The sequence below is a fragment of the Candidatus Thermoplasmatota archaeon genome (assembly GCA_022848865.1).
In the GTDB taxonomy this organism is placed as follows: domain Archaea; phylum Thermoplasmatota; class Thermoplasmata; order RBG-16-68-12; family JAGMCJ01; genus JAGMCJ01.
Map to the genome: position 1 here is coordinate 1 of JAJISE010000027.1, position 15,027 is coordinate 15,027.

The 15,027-nt window shown below is 56.6% G+C and carries 16 protein-coding genes and 1 tRNA gene; 6 read left to right on the forward strand and 11 right to left on the reverse strand.

The features are described 5' to 3' along the window. The 3 genes from LN415_06260 to LN415_06270 all read right to left on the reverse strand — a co-directional run. Nucleotides 1-688 (reverse strand): ATP-binding protein (locus tag LN415_06260; GenBank protein ID MCJ2556696.1); only part of this gene is annotated, 688 nt, incomplete at its 3' end. Between the two features lie 162 nt (nt 689-850). Then, nucleotides 851-2,254 carry a cysteine--tRNA ligase gene (gene cysS, locus LN415_06265; protein MCJ2556697.1) on the reverse strand — a complete coding sequence of 468 codons (1,404 nt, stop codon included), beginning with the start codon at nt 2,252-2,254 and terminating at the stop codon, nt 851-853. 14 nt (nt 2,255-2,268) lie between these two features. Continuing rightward, nucleotides 2,269-2,341, reverse strand: a tRNA-Cys gene (locus LN415_06270). A gap of 404 nt (nt 2,342-2,745) precedes the next feature. On the opposite strand from LN415_06270, the gene LN415_06275 reads away from it, so the two are divergent. Continuing rightward, nucleotides 2,746-4,722: a PKD domain-containing protein gene (locus LN415_06275; protein ID MCJ2556698.1), complete on the forward strand. Its 1,977-nt coding sequence runs from the start codon at nt 2,746-2,748 to the stop codon at nt 4,720-4,722. A 948-nt stretch (nt 4,723-5,670) separates the two neighbouring features. On the opposite strand, the gene LN415_06280 is transcribed toward LN415_06275, so the two are convergent. Continuing rightward, on the reverse strand, nt 5,671-6,552 hold the full coding sequence (locus LN415_06280; GenBank protein MCJ2556699.1) for an FKBP-type peptidyl-prolyl cis-trans isomerase: 882 nt from the start codon (nt 6,550-6,552) through the stop codon (nt 5,671-5,673). Nucleotides 6,553-6,662: 110 nt separating this feature from the next. Further along, entirely contained in the window at nt 6,663-6,881 is a 219-nt protein-coding gene (locus tag LN415_06285; GenBank protein ID MCJ2556700.1) for a 4Fe-4S binding protein, read from the reverse strand. Nucleotides 6,882-6,983: 102 nt separating this feature from the next. Between LN415_06285 and LN415_06290 the strand changes: the two genes are divergently transcribed. Continuing rightward, nucleotides 6,984-7,613: a hypothetical protein gene (locus LN415_06290; protein ID MCJ2556701.1), complete on the forward strand. Its 630-nt coding sequence runs from the start codon at nt 6,984-6,986 to the stop codon at nt 7,611-7,613. Then, complete coding sequence (locus LN415_06295; protein ID MCJ2556702.1) at nt 7,606-8,100, forward strand: DUF2240 family protein; 495 nt, start codon at nt 7,606-7,608, stop codon at nt 8,098-8,100. Before LN415_06290 ends, LN415_06295 begins: the two co-directional genes overlap by 8 nt. Here the strand turns inward: LN415_06295 and LN415_06300 are convergent. Together LN415_06300 and LN415_06305 are read right to left on the reverse strand one after the other, a co-directional pair. Further along, the gene (locus LN415_06300) at nt 8,061-8,294 is read right to left on the reverse strand and encodes a hypothetical protein (GenBank protein MCJ2556703.1); all 234 of its coding nucleotides are present in this window, start codon (nt 8,292-8,294) and stop codon (nt 8,061-8,063) included. The two genes, LN415_06295 and LN415_06300, sit on opposite strands and share 40 nt — an antisense overlap. Beyond that, nucleotides 8,287-8,766 (reverse strand): multiprotein bridging factor aMBF1, encoded by a 480-nt coding sequence (locus LN415_06305; GenBank protein MCJ2556704.1) that lies wholly within the window; start codon nt 8,764-8,766, stop codon nt 8,287-8,289. The genes LN415_06300 and LN415_06305 overlap by 8 nt, the downstream gene beginning before the upstream one ends. 79 nt (nt 8,767-8,845) lie before the next feature. On the opposite strand from LN415_06305, the gene LN415_06310 reads away from it, so the two are divergent. Next, complete coding sequence (locus tag LN415_06310; GenBank protein MCJ2556705.1) at nt 8,846-10,063, forward strand: proteasome-activating nucleotidase; 1,218 nt, start codon at nt 8,846-8,848, stop codon at nt 10,061-10,063. Here the strand turns inward: LN415_06310 and LN415_06315 are convergent. Further along, nucleotides 10,060-10,203: a DUF2321 domain-containing protein gene (locus LN415_06315; GenBank protein MCJ2556706.1), complete on the reverse strand. Its 144-nt coding sequence runs from the start codon at nt 10,201-10,203 to the stop codon at nt 10,060-10,062. The genes LN415_06310 and LN415_06315 overlap by 4 nt on opposite strands. A gap of 88 nt (nt 10,204-10,291) precedes the next feature. Here LN415_06315 and LN415_06320 point away from each other — a divergent pair, with 88 nt between their 5' ends. Both LN415_06320 and LN415_06325 read left to right on the forward strand, forming a co-directional pair. Further along, nucleotides 10,292-11,221 (forward strand): FKBP-type peptidyl-prolyl cis-trans isomerase, encoded by a 930-nt coding sequence (locus tag LN415_06320; protein ID MCJ2556707.1) that lies wholly within the window; start codon nt 10,292-10,294, stop codon nt 11,219-11,221. A gap of 10 nt (nt 11,222-11,231) precedes the next feature. Then, the gene (locus LN415_06325; GenBank protein MCJ2556708.1) at nt 11,232-11,834 is read left to right on the forward strand and encodes a hypothetical protein; all 603 of its coding nucleotides are present in this window, start codon (nt 11,232-11,234) and stop codon (nt 11,832-11,834) included. Here LN415_06325 and LN415_06330 read toward each other — a convergent pair. Genes LN415_06330 through LN415_06340 form a run of 3 tightly spaced genes read right to left on the reverse strand, consistent with a single transcriptional unit; the run spans nt 11,828 to nt 15,024 of the window. Beyond that, nucleotides 11,828-12,535: a glycosyltransferase gene (locus LN415_06330; protein MCJ2556709.1), complete on the reverse strand. Its 708-nt coding sequence runs from the start codon at nt 12,533-12,535 to the stop codon at nt 11,828-11,830. The two genes, LN415_06325 and LN415_06330, sit on opposite strands and share 7 nt — an antisense overlap. After that, a complete protein-coding gene (locus LN415_06335; GenBank protein MCJ2556710.1) occupies nt 12,532-13,833 on the reverse strand; it encodes an FAD-dependent oxidoreductase in 1,302 nt (433 codons plus the stop codon). Before LN415_06335 ends, LN415_06330 begins: the two co-directional genes overlap by 4 nt. 36 nt (nt 13,834-13,869) lie before the next feature. Continuing rightward, the gene (locus LN415_06340; protein MCJ2556711.1) at nt 13,870-15,024 is read right to left on the reverse strand and encodes a glycosyltransferase; all 1,155 of its coding nucleotides are present in this window, start codon (nt 15,022-15,024) and stop codon (nt 13,870-13,872) included. Nucleotides 15,025-15,027: the final 3 nt, after the last annotated feature.

Genomic DNA, 15,027 nt, shown 5'->3' on the forward strand with positions numbered 1-15,027 from the left:
TCATCCACAGAACGTATTCGGATACTCCACCGTCGTAGCAGAATGTCTCCTGCTCTTCCGAGTCCTGCCGCTTGAGTATGATCTTGACACCCTTGTTGAGGAACGCATATTCCCTCATTCGCGAACACAGCGTCGCGTAGTCGAAATTCGTGTGGTCGAATATCTCCGCGTCCGGCATGAACGTGATTATCGTGCCCGTGCCGTCTGCGTCCCCGACGGGCTTGACGTCCCCGGTTGGCTTTCCTCTCTCGTATCTCTGGGTCCATTCCTTTCCGTCCCGATGGACGCTCACTACCAGCCACTCGGAGAGGGCGTTGACGACCGAGAGGCCGACGCCGTGGAGCCCGCCGGAGACCTTGTACGTCTTCCTGTCGAACTTCCCGCCCGCGTGCAGCTTGGTCATCACGATCTCGAGGGCGGACGTCTTGAGCTTGGGATGCGGCCCTACTGGAATCCCCCTGCCGTTATCGACGACCGTGACGCTCCCGTCCGTGTTCAATTGGACGCCGATGTTGTCGCAGGACTCCGCCATCGCCTCATCGATGCTGTTGTCCACGACCTCGTACACGAGATGATGGAGGCCCCTGCCGTCCGTGCTCCCGATGTACATGCTCGGCCTTCTGCGGACCGCCTGAAGACCCTCGAGAACGACGATGTCCTCCTCTCTGTAGGAACCCTCTTCTTTCATCTAAATCTCAGCCATTTCTCAACGCCTGTGCATCCCATTTCTTCGCACTCACCCTATAGTCCGCCCAGTATATAATGATTCTCGGACTATCTGGCTGGTGTCTTTTTCGCCACGTTTTTTCTAGGAAAGGCTTAAATATGATGGACCCGCGAAAACGCCCCTTTAGCGGGCCTTCTTGACGACGCCTTTCCCGGTGTCCTCGAGACGTATTCCTAGCTTCTCAAGTTCGCTCCTAATCCAGTCCGCCGTCTCGTAGTCTTTCTTCGACCTCGCCTTCTCTCTGATCTCCATGATCAGCTCGAGAATCCTGTCGATTGCCTCGGTCTCAGCCCCTCTCTCCGGAAAGAGCCCGAGGACGCCCGCCAATTTCGTGAAGGTCCCGAGCCCTCTCTCGAGGGAGTCCTTGTCCGCGCTCTTCTCGACCGCGACGTTGAGCTCTCTCGCGAGCTCGAACAGCAGGCTTATGGCCTCGCGCGTGTTGAAATCGTCGTCCATCACTTCCTCGAACTGCTTCTCCGCTTTCTCCGCGGCCTCCACGAGCTTCTTCCCGGATTCGGTCTCCCCGCTCTCCGCCCTCGGCAGGAACTGCGAGGCGGTCTCGAGCGAATCGACCAGTCGCTGATAGCTCCTCTTCGCCTCCTCGAGCTGGTCCTTGCTGAAGTCTATCGGGCTGCGGTAGTGCGCGTACAGGAGGAAGAACCGCAGGACCTCGGGCCTGTACTCCGTCATGGCATCCCTGATCGTCCAGAAGTTATCCAGGGACTTCGCCATCTTCTCGCCTTCGACGTTCAGTATGCCCGTGTGTAGCCAGTACTTGACGTACGGCTCCACGCCCGTGAGCGCTTCCGCCTGCGCGATCTCGGACTCGTGGTGCGGGAAGATGAGCTCCGTCGCCCCGCCGTGGATGTCGTACTGCTCGCCGAAGTGCGCCATCGCGATGGCGGTGTCCTCGATGTGCCAACCGGGTCTTCCCATCCCCCAGGGGCTCTCCCACGCGGGCTCGCCCGGCTTCTGCTTCTTCCACAGCGCGAAGTCCTCCGGGTTGCGCTTGCTCTCGTCGATCTCGACCCTCGCGCCCGGCCTCAGCTCGTCGAGTTTCTGGCGGGAGAGCTTCCCGAAGCCCTTGAACTTGCGGACCTCGTAGTAGACGTTCCCGTCGACGTCGTACGCGTAGCCCTTTTCGATTAGCCCCTTGATCTGCTCGATTATCTCGGCCATGAACTCCGTCGCCTTCGCGAATACGTTGATGCTCTCGACGCCGAGCGCCTCCATGTCCTCGAGGAAGTGCTTGAAGAACTTCTCGGCGAGCTCCGGCTCCGAGACGCCTGTCTCCGCCGATCTGTTGATGATGTGGTCATCCACGTCCGTGACGTTCTGGACGTAGAGGACGTTGTACCCCTTGTGCCTGAGGTATCTCGCGATGGCGTCGAACGCGACGTACGTCTTAGCGTGTCCCAGGTGCGAGTAATCGTACGGAGTGACGCCGCAGACGAACATTGTCACTCTGTTGCCCTTGAGAGGAACGAACTCCTCCTTCTCGTGCGTCAGTGTGTTGTAGACCAGCATGTTCTTCACCAAAGTGCCGAGGGAGGGAGTCGAACCCCCACAAAACCGCTCTGCAGGCGGTCACATTGGCCGCTCTGTCACCTCGGCCCGAGAGTCCATCGTGTTCGAGGATATTTAAGGTTTTTATGGCGGCAATTATTGCCTCCTCTGAGCTAGTCGCGGAGCTGGTACAGATGTGGGATCTGAAAAAATGGCGTAGTTCATTATCGAGTACGTCAAATCCCTCGTCCTCGGATGGGTCCTGGACAACTGAAGCTCTCATTCTGAGGCTGTGGCCAAGCCACAACGTCGAATCGGAGTAAGTATTATGGCGTGGTATCTCCATCTGTGTACTGGGTTAGGTGATGATGAGGAGACTGAGATGTTGGGTTGTCGTTCTTCTTCTCTCCTATTCTCTCGTCCAGCTTTCTGTTGCCACAATCATTCTTTCATCGCCAACAACCTCAATCAGCACCTCAGACGGAGAATCAACTGACTTCCTGAACGAATCGATGATTGAGGGATTTGAGGGAGAGGAGCTTCTCTTCAATGTGACTTTTCCAGACCTGCCTCAGGATTCCATCAAGTCATATGTCTGGGACATGGATGCGTCTATTGATTCTGACGGCGATGGGAACGCTTCAAACGATGTGGATGCCACCGGTCCAAGTCCTAGTCACACCTATGGTGATGATGGTGACTACGTTGTCACTGTCACTCTTGAGATTGAGAAGACGGGAAGTGGGGTCGACCAGGATACGATATTCTTGATTGATAGTTCCTCGAGCATGGTTGGCTATCCAGAATTTAGCGATCCCAATCACACTAGAATCGATGCCGTCCAGCGATACATCGAGAATCTCACAGACACCGATCGGGCAGCTGTTGTGGGATTTGCCATGTATCCCCCGCCACCAGATCCTCCTGAGTTCGTTGATGCAGCTTGGTTGGTCGATGGTCTGCACCTCACAAACGCTGATGCCACCGGGAAGTATCAGATAAAGACCGCTGCAGAAGTAATGAGATTCGGGTATGGTGGAACCAACATCGAGAAGGCGGTACAGGTTGCTCATGAAGAACTCAGTCCTGACTACGTCCCTTCACCACCATATATCCAGCCTGATTGGTCACCCCCCTTTCCTGAACCAGGCGGAAACGGAGACCCAACCCACCTGTGGATTGAGATTCTCATAACAGACGGAAAGCCCATTCACCCGATGGGCACGCCTCCTTACTATCTGGACGGTCCACTGAAGGATGAAATCGAATGGGCGAACAAGTCAGTCGGCAGAATCGGACCGGGAATAAGGATATATACAGTCGGACTCGGTCCTGCCGTCGAGGATAGCTACCTGCAATATATCGCCAATGCCACCAACGCATCCTATCACTATGCCGAGAACTACACAGCCTTGGAAGAGACATATCTGGAAATCCTGGAGGAAGTCGGACAGAAGACCGTCTCAGAAATTCAAGCCAGAACGTTGAACGTAACGATACACAATCGCTCACCACTGACGACACTTGGATACCCTGAAGGTCCCAATGAAAATGAAAGCGTCATGTTTCTGGCGAACGCCTCAGATTCAGGGAGCGACGACCTAACGTTCACATGGGACTGGGGAGACGGGACTTCGGACACGGCCATCTTCTACAATGACGGGGCCGGCCCGGACCCGCCACAGAGTCCAGCGGGGACCTATCCGTTCGAGGCGACTCACGCTGTGTCACACCTCTGGGGGGACAACGGCGACTTCCTTGTTACACTCACTGTGCAGGATGATGACGGCGGTTACACTGTCGAGCATACCGTCGTTACCGTCAGCAACGTCGCTCCGACGATTGGCGGGATATCATACCACCTCAACGCCTCCTTAGCCTTCCGCATCGCAGGCGAGAAGTGGCACAACGTCGAGATCTACCTGTATGAGGACGGCATCGAAGTCGGATACGCAAGCATCACACGCTATCCCGGAAGCCCAAACGAGCAGATGGCGGACCTAGGCGAGTTCTCGATAGACTTCTCGAAGACCTACTCGGCGGTGGCGTACTACACGCCCGAGGACGACCCGATCAACGGACAGATATGGGGTGCCACTCCCGCTTGGGTCATAATACGATACGAGGACGGTGAGGAGAGGATACATCACACCTTCAACGTGAGACACGAGGACACTTGGACATGGGTGATAGACGACTTCTCAACCTACTTCCTGGGACACAACATCACATTCGTAGCGACAGCGTCAGACCCAGGAAGCGACGATCTCACCTTCTCGTGGGACTGGGGAGACGGAAACATCACAGAGAACACGTACTACAACGACGGTGTCGGACCGGACTCGTACCCGAGCCCGGAGGTGAATCCGATAGCGGTGACGGACACTGCGAGGCACGCGTACGCTTTAGCGGGAATGTACACAATCACGCTGACCGTCATGGACGATGATGGTGGAGTAGCCACGTATTCCCTGAATCTGACACTCTAGTATCACTCACAGAATCGAGAAAAGGTCGTAGTCAAGGATTCATTGACTTCGACTCATGCCTCTTTCTTGTGACCGCCGAACGAAATTTCCGACCTTCTGTCGTACTCGATAATGTAGAACGACAAATCATAGGCAAATCCTAAGCTCCGCCCTAGGTTTCCTGTGACATCCTAGGGACCTACCATATACATACCAGGGACATCCTTGCCGAATCCTTGCTAGATCCTTGCAGGTCGCTTGCTGGTTCCTTGCCGAATCCTTGCTTCTCCCTTGCTATTCCTTGCAGGATCCTTGCTGTTCGCTGTGTCTCCGCTGCAAGAGCAGTTCCGAGCCCGCCTGCAATCCTTCTTAAACCTTTGCCTCCAGTGCTTCTCCACTGTTTCTCCTATGTCTCACTAGTGATCCTCCGCTTCTCCTCCACTTCCCCTCCACACCCACTCCGCTTCAACTCTGCTTAGGAGGCCTTGACAGAGTGCTCTTAAGCGTTTCCGTCGTTTTTCTCCTAACTCTCTCCTAACTCTCTGTAAGCTCGCTCCTATCTTCCTGTAAGTGTTCTCCTAGTGTTCTATAGACCCACTCCGTTTCCCCTCCGTAACCACTCCGTACCCGCTCCGTTTCTCCTCCGTTCCCGGGCGTCGGCAAGTAATTGACAAGCGTTTCGGTGGTCTTCTCCCCGCTCAAGTCCCTCCTCGACCGGTCCGCGAGCGGATTCCGGATTCTCCCTGCGTCAGCTTTATGTACTTCCTCCATTCGCGCTGTACGTTTTCTGTACGCCCGCTGTACTGTTTCTGTAAGGTGCCTCTATGGTGACTCTAAGGTGCCTCTAGGGTACCTCTACGTTTTCCGTACGGATCCTGTACGCATTCTCTACGTCGGCTGTACAGCCAGTCCGATGTGTGCATGTCCGGGGTGTCTGATCCGTCTTGGAGTGGACGCAGGGGCCTTCCACTACCCGTCGACGCTGACCAGAGTGATCTGGAAGTACAACCACTGGTTGTACAAATCATGGTTAGGGTCTGTGTATCCATCATTGGGCGGAACCGCCACGACCTTCGTCTCTGTGATCTTCATGCCCAGAAGTCCCTGCCTGAAGCCCGGGATGACATCCAAATAGCCTTGAGCCTCCCACTGAGGATCCATCTCGTCTGTTCCCGTATAGACCTTCAACGCCTCCCCAGAATCCTTGACGCTCGCGTCCGAGAGCCAAAGGATGTAGTCGCATCTGACGTAGCTCCCTTCCTCAACCTCCTGCGGCTGCAAATCGACAATCTGCACAGAGACGTCCACTGAATCCGAGACATCGGTGTCACCCCTGGAGGTCGCCGTGACCATGATTGAGTATGTGCCAGGGAAGACGGAAGTATCCACGTCGACAGTGAGGATGTTGAGGAGAAGCGACCCTCCACTCATTATCCTGGATGGATAATCAAGGTGCGGGGCAATGCCCGAAGCAACGCCCGAGAACTCGAAGTCTATCGTATCCGGGACCTGGGCCGTGTTCCTCACGAATATCATGAAGCTCGTCGATCTGCCCGGTCCAGTGCTGTGCGTCTCGAATTGACCGTGGGTCCAGACATCGACACTGTACGAGGCTGGCGGCTCGACTCCGCCTCCGTTCTCTCCAGGGAAATCGACGTACTGCGCGATCGTGTAGCCAACGAGCGACAGCACGAGGATCGCGACGATTGAGATGGCCGCGACCATCTCCTTCCCGTCGCGGTACCACTTCCTGCAGTGCGGGCACCTCCAAGCGTCCTCAGGAACGTCCTTGCCGCAGTAGTAGCAGTCGGCTAGTCCTGCTTCGGAACCCAGTTTCCTTCTCTTGGCCATGAGGGTCACTAATATCTGACGGACTGGTAATAAACCTTTTCCAAACCGAGGAGATGACTGCCCTGGCAGACAGTGGAATCACGACCCGGGTCTGTCTGCGGTTTACTTGCCTAGCAGCTCGAGTGCTTCAACGCGCCAGTCGGACATGCTTCCTGGCAGGCGCAGCACTCGATGCATTCATCGATGTTGGGCACGGTCGCCTTCTTGTCGACTATCTCAAAACACTCGGTGGGGCAACTGTCCTGACATTCACCGTCACCATCGCAAAGGTCATGATCGATATCGATCTGGCAACCAACGTCCTCGCTCTTCCAGCTCTTGACTACCATCGTCTTACCTCCGGGAAAACACGGAAAGCAGGATTGCTTTATATGGCTTTCCATTCGACAAACGTTTAATATCGCCCGCAGGATGTCGAGTCAGCTGGTGCCATGCAGATCGTTCCGAGGGTGTCCATCTACGCAGGTGAGGTCGTGCTTCCGAATAGTCAGGGGTACGTCGGCATTGAGGTGGACCCGGTCTCCCTGATTCAGACGGCCAGCGAGGAGTACGGGACGGTCATCCTGGAGGACATAACCGCCGTCTTTGGCGGGATGCCTCATCTTGACCTCTTGCGGAAAGTGGAGAAGCTCGATGTCTGGGTCGACGGAGGAATAAGGGTATCCGAGAACGTTATGGACGTCCTTGTAGCGGGAGGGGCGAAAGCCGTGATATCGACCAGGACGCTGAAGAGCTTCAGTGAGCTGGACAAGGCGTTGAAGTTGACGGAGAATGTCGTGTTCCAGATCGACTACTGCCAGCGCATACTGGGGAGGATCGCCCTCCAGTTCTCGAGCGTCCCGACGGTTCTGGAGAAGGCGAGGATGGCGGGAGTCGAAGAGTTCATATTCATGGACAACTGCTCTCCTTCTCCCTTGGAGGAGGCGGAGAGGCTCTTCTCTGAAGAGGTGCTGGAGGGTCTCTACGTGGGCTTCCTATCGAAGGGACAGGCGGAAGAGGCCCGAGACTCCTGTGTGAAAGGGGTCGTCGTCCAGGCCCAGGAGCTGATGCCCGATGAATGAGCTGAAACAGACCGTGGCGATGATCTTCTCCCGAAAGGGAAGGCCGTCGATGACGGAGAGGGACTTCATTCTCACCGCGTCCATGGATTTCAGATGGTTCCCGCCGAAGGACTCACAGAAACTTCTGGAGGTCGCGCTGGAGGCGGAGCTCGTGACGCGCAAGGATGGGGACGTGATCGCGAACTTCGATCCCAAGTCCGTGGAGATCCCGCTCGACTTCTCTCCAGGACCGGAGGTCTTGAGGAGTAGACCGCAGGAGACGGACCTCTTCACGCAGATCCTTGGGAAGATCGCGGCGAACTCTGAAGTCGACGAGAAGCGTCTGATATCGAAGATCAACTCCGTGCAGAGTTCCATGGACGTCACGATAGAGGTCGCGGCGCTGATAGTCGGTCGGGAACTGGGTGTGGACCTCTCCTCGTTCCACGGTGCGGTCGGGGAGCGGCTTCAGTCCTCTTCCTCGGGTTCCGGTTCCCTTCGCAAATAGTGGTAGCGCTTGAAGAGGAGCTCGAAGGCGAGGAAGGAGGGGAGGAGAATGACGGCGAGGCAGATGAGGTTCCCCGCCTGGGCCGCGTACTCCCCTGAAGACAATTGAACGTATACCGCGTATCCCAGCACCGACAAGACTATTACGATGGCGGCGAACAGGGCGATTACGACTCCGTTCTTCAACCTACTCATCCCCAAGCAGGTCCAGGAGCGTCATCGACTGTGCGCCGTCCTGTTTCTCGATATGGACCTCCTCGACCTTCTCCCTGAGCTTGATTTCCAGGGCCCTCTCAAGCTTCGACACGAGGGCGTCGCTTGGCCTCATGTCCCCGGCTTCCAGCTTGTTGATGATGCTCAACTTCTCGTTGATGCTCGCCGCGAGCTCCTTCTGGCTCAGATTCCTCTTCTCACGGGCGCTCCTTATCCGAACCGGATAGTCCGCCGCCAGAGCCTCCGCAGAAGCTCCCTTGTAAACGTCCCTGGTCCGCATCCGCCTCTCTCTCCGTTCCAGACGCCTCGCCACGGTGGGAGGTTCTTTCGTCTCCCTTTTGGTGGGACCACTCTCGCCGAACTTCGCGCAGCTCGAGCATACGCTCAGGAGCGTGCCCTCTATCACGACTTCTCTAGTCCTCGGCGTACTGGTCCCGCAGAGCTCGCATCTCAGATGACCACATCCAGGATAAACAATAAATAGCTGGAAACGAATATATACTTAGCGACAGACAAATGGGTACGGATGGGGGATCCCAGTGAACGAGGAGGATATCAAGGAGTTCTCGCAGAAGCTGTCAGAAAGAATCTCCATGCTGGAGGACAAGAATGACACGATTCTGGCTAGCTCCAGGAGAATAGAGGGCGAGAAGCGCTTCGTCGAGGCCGAGCTCATGAGGCTTCAGAAGGAGATCAGACGCCTCAAGGGAGAGCTCGAGCGGCTCAAGACGCCCCCGCTGATCATCGGTTCCATCAGGGATGTCCTCACCGATGGCCGGGTCGTCGTGAAGAGTTCCACAGGTCCCGATTTCATCGTGAACGCGGCGGACTACCTCGACCGCGAGAGCATCGTCGTGGGAGCGAGGGTTGCCCTGAACAAGCAGACCTTGGCGGTGATGGGAGTTCTCCCGCCATCCTTGGACCCTCTTGTGACCGGGGCAGAGGTCATCGAGAAGCCCGACATGACGTATGAGGACATAGGCGGTCTGGAGAACGAGATCGTTGAGATCAAGGAGGCGGTTGAGGACCCGCTGCTGAGACCAGACCTCTACAAGAAGGTGGGAATAGAGCCTCCAAAGGGCGTCCTCCTTGTCGGCCTGCCGGGAACGGGCAAGACCCTTCTGGCAAAGGCGGTGGCCCACCAGACGAACGCGACTTTCATCAGGTTCGTGGGCTCGGAACTGGTTCAGAAGTACATCGGTGAGGGCGCGCGACTTGTCAGGGAGCTCTTCGAGCTCGCCAGAGAGAAATCGCCCTCAATCGTGTTCATCGACGAGATCGATGCCATAGGGGCCAAGCGGCTGGAGATCGCCACATCCGGAGACAGAGAGGTACAAAGAACCCTGATGCAGCTCCTCGCGGAACTGGACGGTTTCAATCCCTTGGGCGATGTCAAGATAATCGCCGCGACGAATCGCCCCGACATCCTGGACGATGCGCTCCTTCGACCAGGGAGATTCGACCGCATAATCGAGATCCCGTCTCCGACAGCGGCGGGGAGAGAGAAGATATTCGCCATACACACCAGGGAGATGAGCATCTCGGGCAAGATCGACTTTTTCAACCTTGCAGAGAGAACGGACGGATGCACGGGGGCCGACATCAAGGCCATCTGCACAGAAGCGGGCATGTTCGCCATCCGCGAGGATAGGGACAAGGTCCTGACGGAGGACTTCCTAAGAGGGATAGACAAGGTCACGGGGATTCCATTCCAGAAAGGGAAGGAAGCGTCCGGAAGCATGTTCGCCTAGTCCTCTACGTCCTTTTCTATCACGAAGGCTCCCACGTAGTCACAATTCTTGCAGTGATACTTGTATCCCGTGATGAGACCAGTCTCGTAGTACAAGTCGGCGGAACCGCAATGCGGGCAGACGGTGACGGTCTTTGCCATCAGGTTTCCCCATTCGACGTTATGAATATAAAGATTCGTGCCACAACCCTTATAAAAGGGCTCGACTTTCTAAGGCAGCTGAGCACCGATGAATCTCAGGAAGGATAGGTCTGGCGCATTCGACGTGTTCATCACGGCCCTGATAGTCCTAGTCGTTGTGCTAGTGGTCGTGGTCTATCAGGCTTGGATGCTGGGACTAGAGGCCGCCCCGATCCCGGCTCCCGAGGTCGTGGAGCGAACGGACACGATCGAGTTCGACTACATCGGCAACTTCGAGGACGGGCGCGTCTTCGGAACGTCCGTCAAGAGCGTCGCTGACGACGATGTGTCCTACCCGAAATCCCTCAGCTACACGTATCCTGCGGACGGCACCTTCAACCCTGTCTTGTCGACCATAGGTGGAGGTTTCGTTGAGCCAGGTGCTGCCCCGTTCTTCGGGATGGAAAACAAGGGGAAGGCCCTGGAGAGCGAGATCCTGGGCATGCGTGTCGGGGAGACGAGAGTTGTCGCCCTACAGCCCGAGGAGGCGTACGGGATGACAAACGTGAGCTTGCTCGAGACTCGCACCCTCGTCGAGACGGTCCCCCAGTACGAGGAGATGAGCACAATCACCTACTCTCAGAGGTTCTCGGAAGAGGGTCCTCCCTTTGAGGGGAAGAGTCTCAAGGACCCCTTCTGGGGTTGGGACGTCTACGTGTACTACCTCAACAGGACCAACGACCTGGTCATCATCAGGCACAACCCGACGCCGGGCATGGTGGTCTCACCGTACTCGCAGTGGAACACCCTCGTGGAGGACGTGGACAGTGCGGCGAACGAGGGATTGGGAGAGATCAGGGTCAGACATCAGCTCTCTCCGGAGGATGCTGACAGGGTCTTGGGGCAGAGCATACACGAGAAGTTCATCGTGACCTCCGTCGATCCTGAGGCGGGGACATTCATCGCCGACTTCAACGACGAGCGTGCAGGGAAGGTTCTGTACCTTCGAATCACGCTTCTCAGCATAAGCAAGATCTAGCTGGGATCTGATGATTGGAGACTTCATCTACGATTTATTCCACGGTCTAGGCCCCGCGGTGACGCTCCTCGCCTTGTTTCTGGTATTCGTCATTGACGCCGCCATCTTCCCTGCACTTCCCGAGGTCTTCGCGGTCATCTTCTTTCTCGCGAATCCTCTCCCGGACGGCTCCGCACTGGTCTGGGGCCTGGCAATCCTCTGCATGGCAATACTGGGTGAGCTCGCTGGCAACACGCTGCTGTACGTCATCGTGAGGAACATGCTTGTCAAGAAGAAGAGGATGCCCAGATTCCTGGAGAGAGTGATGAAACGCTACATGGACTTCTTGGTCGTCAAGGACGAGAAGATAATCCTGGTGAACAGGGTCGCCCCGGTCGTGCCCATGGTGGGGGCCTTCATGGCCGTCTGCGAGTGGTCGTACCGGCGTTCGATATCCTACATATTCTTCGGAGCAGTTGCCAAGTACGGCTTCCTCCTCCTCCTTGTCGGCTTCTTCGGCGCCGTGTACGAGAGGGAAACCGCCCAGATCATAGCTCTGGTGGCGGTTGTGGTGATAATAGTGATAAGCGGCCTCCTTTCTATGGCGTACCGAAGGAGGATGAGAGATCAGTAGTCCTTCTTCGCGTAGGATTTCTCGGGTATGGGCTTCCCGAGGAAAAGGAGAAGATCGCCCTTCAGCCAGGTGAGCAATGTTGGCAGGTACCCGTCCCTTTCCATCCTCCGCGTGGAGACCCTGACGAAGAGATCCCTGTCGTACACAATCTTCCCCAGTTCCTTCATCCTGAAGGCGATTTCCACATCATCTGAGTGGGGCAGAGGTTTGTAGCCACCGATGCTCAGGACGGCGTCCTTCTTGAAGGCGGAGTTGCCCCCGCCAGTGCAGTATATTCCCATCTTGGAGCCCACATATATGATGTTCCTCAGGACAAAGAACACGAGCTTCGACTTCGAATCGTTCTCGATCGGCCCGTCGGGACCGCAGACGGCAACGACATCCGAGTCCTCGAAATCCTCGAGGATTCTCTCCAGCCATGTCTGCGGAAGCCTAACATCCGCATCCGTCGTCGCGACGATCGGAGCCTCAGCAGCTCGGAAACCATCATTCCTGGCACCGCCGATTCCTTTGCTCTGCTGGATGATGACCTTGTCCGCGTAGACGCCAGCGATCTCCCTCGTCCCATCGGTGCTGTCCCCGTCCACCACGATGAGCTCGAAGTTCCCCCTGGGAAGTGTCTGCTTCTCGAACTGCTTCAGGAACTCCTCCAGACCCTCGTCTTCGTTGTACGTGGGGACAATGACGGAGATCCTCTTCATTCGCCGCCTCCGATGCGAAGGGCCAGCTCCCGCGCGTCATCCATGCACGCGTCCATGTTGAGATACTCGAACCTGCCGAACCTCCCGCAGAGCTCGATGCCCGCACCGCTCATGAACTTCCTGAGCCTGGAGACGTTCCGTTCGTATTCGAGGTCGTAGACCACATACGCGTATTCGGTCCTCATCACCCGCGAGAACTCGACGCTGTCCTTGTCCACGATCCCGTTCTTGTGAAGGCTCGTTTCCACGGAGTCCACAAGCTCGTCGTCAGAGAGTTCCCATGTGTCATCGTCCCTGAAGCAGGTGATCTCGGCCATCACGGAGCTCTTGCCCTCGGGTGTGGTCTCTGGGCTATAGTTGGAGGGGAAGCTCGCCCGGTAGAATATCCCGTCCTCCCGCCTCGGGAAGTACACCCAGGAGAAGTCGTTGATCTTTGGGTCGTCGATGCCCAGCATGACGGTGACCAGCGAGTTGAACCTCAGATTCCGGGCAGCGGTGACCATGTCCGCAGGCGTTTCGTCAAAGACCCTCGCCAGTGCGGGGAGCGGAATCGTGGATATCAGAGTCTGGAAGTCGTGAGATTCTCCGCCTCCTGAGACCCGAAATCCGTCGTGGGTCTTGGAGACCTGCTCGACCTCGAACCCCGACTTGATCGACCTGCATCTGTCCGCGAGTGTGTCAGTGAGGACCTGGATGCCCCCCCTCAAGGGATAGTAGAACTCGAGCTGATGGACGTATCCTTCCGTCTCGATCCCCAACGATGACTTGATGATGTCCTCCAGCGGCGGGTCCGGTATTCGGGAGACCCACTCGGTTCCCATCTCTTCCGGCCCGACCCTCCATATCTTCTCGTTGTACGGCAGGAGGTACTTACCGGCAATCGCTCTTCCGAACTTGTACTCGAACCATTCCTTCAGATTGGCGGGTTCCGGGACTTCCCCGCTTGCCCTCTTCAGTCTGAGCTTGAGGAACTCGACCAGGCACTCGAAGTTCTCTTCCAAAGGAAGGTCGGAAAGCCCGTTCTCGAAGGGGTACTTCACAAACCTGCCCTTGTAGTAGATCTTGGTGTTCCTCCTGTTCTTGACGAGATCCTCTCCCAGAACGGAAAGCATGAACTGGAGCCTCTCGGGCCTATTGGAGAAGATGATGTGGGACCCGCCGAAGTCGAACGTGTAGCCGTCCTCGTTCAGCGACCTGCAGAGGCCTCCTGGAGCGTCCTCTTTCTCGAGAACAATGGAGTCAGGGAGAAGAGAGCCCAGTGTCAGCCCTGTAAGTCCGCCTCCCAGAATCCCAATCATGATGATTCACCAGACTCAAGACGGAATGCGCTTGCCCTATTTGGCATTCTCGATTAGGGTCTCGTAGAACTTCACGAGCTTCTCGGTGCACGTCTCCACAGAGTATCTCTCGGCCATTCGCCTGGTTTCCGTCTTCAGGCCACCGTTGAACTCAAGGGCACGTATGACCGCTCTGGAGCAGTCGAACGGATTATCCGGCTCGAAGAGGAATCCCGTCTCTCCGTCCTTCACGAACTCGGGAATCGCTCGGAAGTTGACTCCAGCAACACATTTCCCTGTGGCCATGGCCTCCAAGACGACGAGGCCCTGCGTCTCGAATTTCGATGTGATCGCGAAAGCATCACAGGCGGCGTAGTAGTTCGGTAGCATCTCGTCGTCGATGAATCCCGCGAATATCACATCGTCATCGAGCCCTAGTTTGTGGGCGTGCCTCTGACAGTTGTCCATATCGGGTCCAGATCCCACGAACATCAGCTTGGCCTCTGGCTTCTCCTTCTTGACGAGATAGAACGCGCCCAGGAGCGTGTTCACGTTCTTCTCCGGCGACAGCCGTCCGACGTGGAGGACCACGTCGTTTCCATCGAGGTCCCATGCCTCTCGAACCTCTCGTCCGGACACATTCGTGTTGAACCTCTTCGTGTCTATCCCTGTGGGAATTACCTCCATCATCTTGACCCGGGGCGCAAGCGCCCTCACCTCTCGGGCGATCGCGGACGTCGGCACGACAACGCCCCGGCACCTGTGAAGGAAGAACCTGAGGTAGCGCCGAACAAGCCAGCCCACGAATGAAACGTTCAGCTTCAGTGGCGAGTAGTAATTGAGCGCGTCCAGGACCATCGTGTGGAACGTGAGGACGTACGGCACCCGCAGCTCTCTCGACGCCCACATGCTCTTCATCCCAACAACGGCGACGCCGTGGCTGTGCATGAGATCTGGCTCGTAGTCCCTCATTGCCAGGGTGAGCCTGTCGCTGAACACCTTCGCCATCCTGTACCCTGGATATTTCTTGAACTCCCTCGCCTTGCAGTATATCGCTTTTTCGTCGGGTGGATTGCCGTTCTTCTTGTCCTCAGGAGCACACACGAAGACGTCGTGGCCCATCCCTTCAAGGGTCTTCCTCGTCGTCAACAAAGAATTCACTACACCGTCCACCGTTGGCAGGTATGTGTCCGTGAACAGCCCTATTCTCATCCC

Bases quoted from the DNA above. Each gene is read 5' to 3' on its own strand.
- LN415_06320 (MCJ2556707.1), top strand. From the start codon at position 10,292: ATGAATCTCAGGAAGGATAGGTCTGGCGCATTCGACGTGTTCATCACG.
- LN415_06315 (MCJ2556706.1), bottom strand. From the start codon at position 10,203: ATGGCAAAGACCGTCACCGTCTGCCCGCATTGCGGTTCCGCCGACTTG.
- LN415_06300 (MCJ2556703.1), bottom strand. From the start codon at position 8,294: ATGAGTAGGTTGAAGAACGGAGTCGTAATCGCCCTGTTCGCCGCCATC.
- LN415_06335 (MCJ2556710.1), bottom strand. From the start codon at position 13,833: ATGATTGGGATTCTGGGAGGCGGACTTACAGGGCTGACACTGGGCTCT.
- LN415_06290 (MCJ2556701.1), top strand. From the start codon at position 6,984: ATGCAGATCGTTCCGAGGGTGTCCATCTACGCAGGTGAGGTCGTGCTT.
- LN415_06280 (MCJ2556699.1), bottom strand. From the start codon at position 6,552: ATGGCCAAGAGAAGGAAACTGGGTTCCGAAGCAGGACTAGCCGACTGC.
- LN415_06330 (MCJ2556709.1), bottom strand. From the start codon at position 12,535: ATGAAGAGGATCTCCGTCATTGTCCCCACGTACAACGAAGACGAGGGT.
- LN415_06325 (MCJ2556708.1), top strand. From the start codon at position 11,232: ATGATTGGAGACTTCATCTACGATTTATTCCACGGTCTAGGCCCCGCG.
- LN415_06285 (MCJ2556700.1), bottom strand. From the start codon at position 6,881: ATGGTAGTCAAGAGCTGGAAGAGCGAGGACGTTGGTTGCCAGATCGAT.
- LN415_06295 (MCJ2556702.1), top strand. From the start codon at position 7,606: ATGAATGAGCTGAAACAGACCGTGGCGATGATCTTCTCCCGAAAGGGA.
- LN415_06275 (MCJ2556698.1), top strand. From the start codon at position 2,746: ATGATTGAGGGATTTGAGGGAGAGGAGCTTCTCTTCAATGTGACTTTT.
- cysS (MCJ2556697.1), bottom strand. From the start codon at position 2,254: ATGCTGGTCTACAACACACTGACGCACGAGAAGGAGGAGTTCGTTCCT.
- LN415_06340 (MCJ2556711.1), bottom strand. From the start codon at position 15,024: ATGAGAATAGGGCTGTTCACGGACACATACCTGCCAACGGTGGACGGT.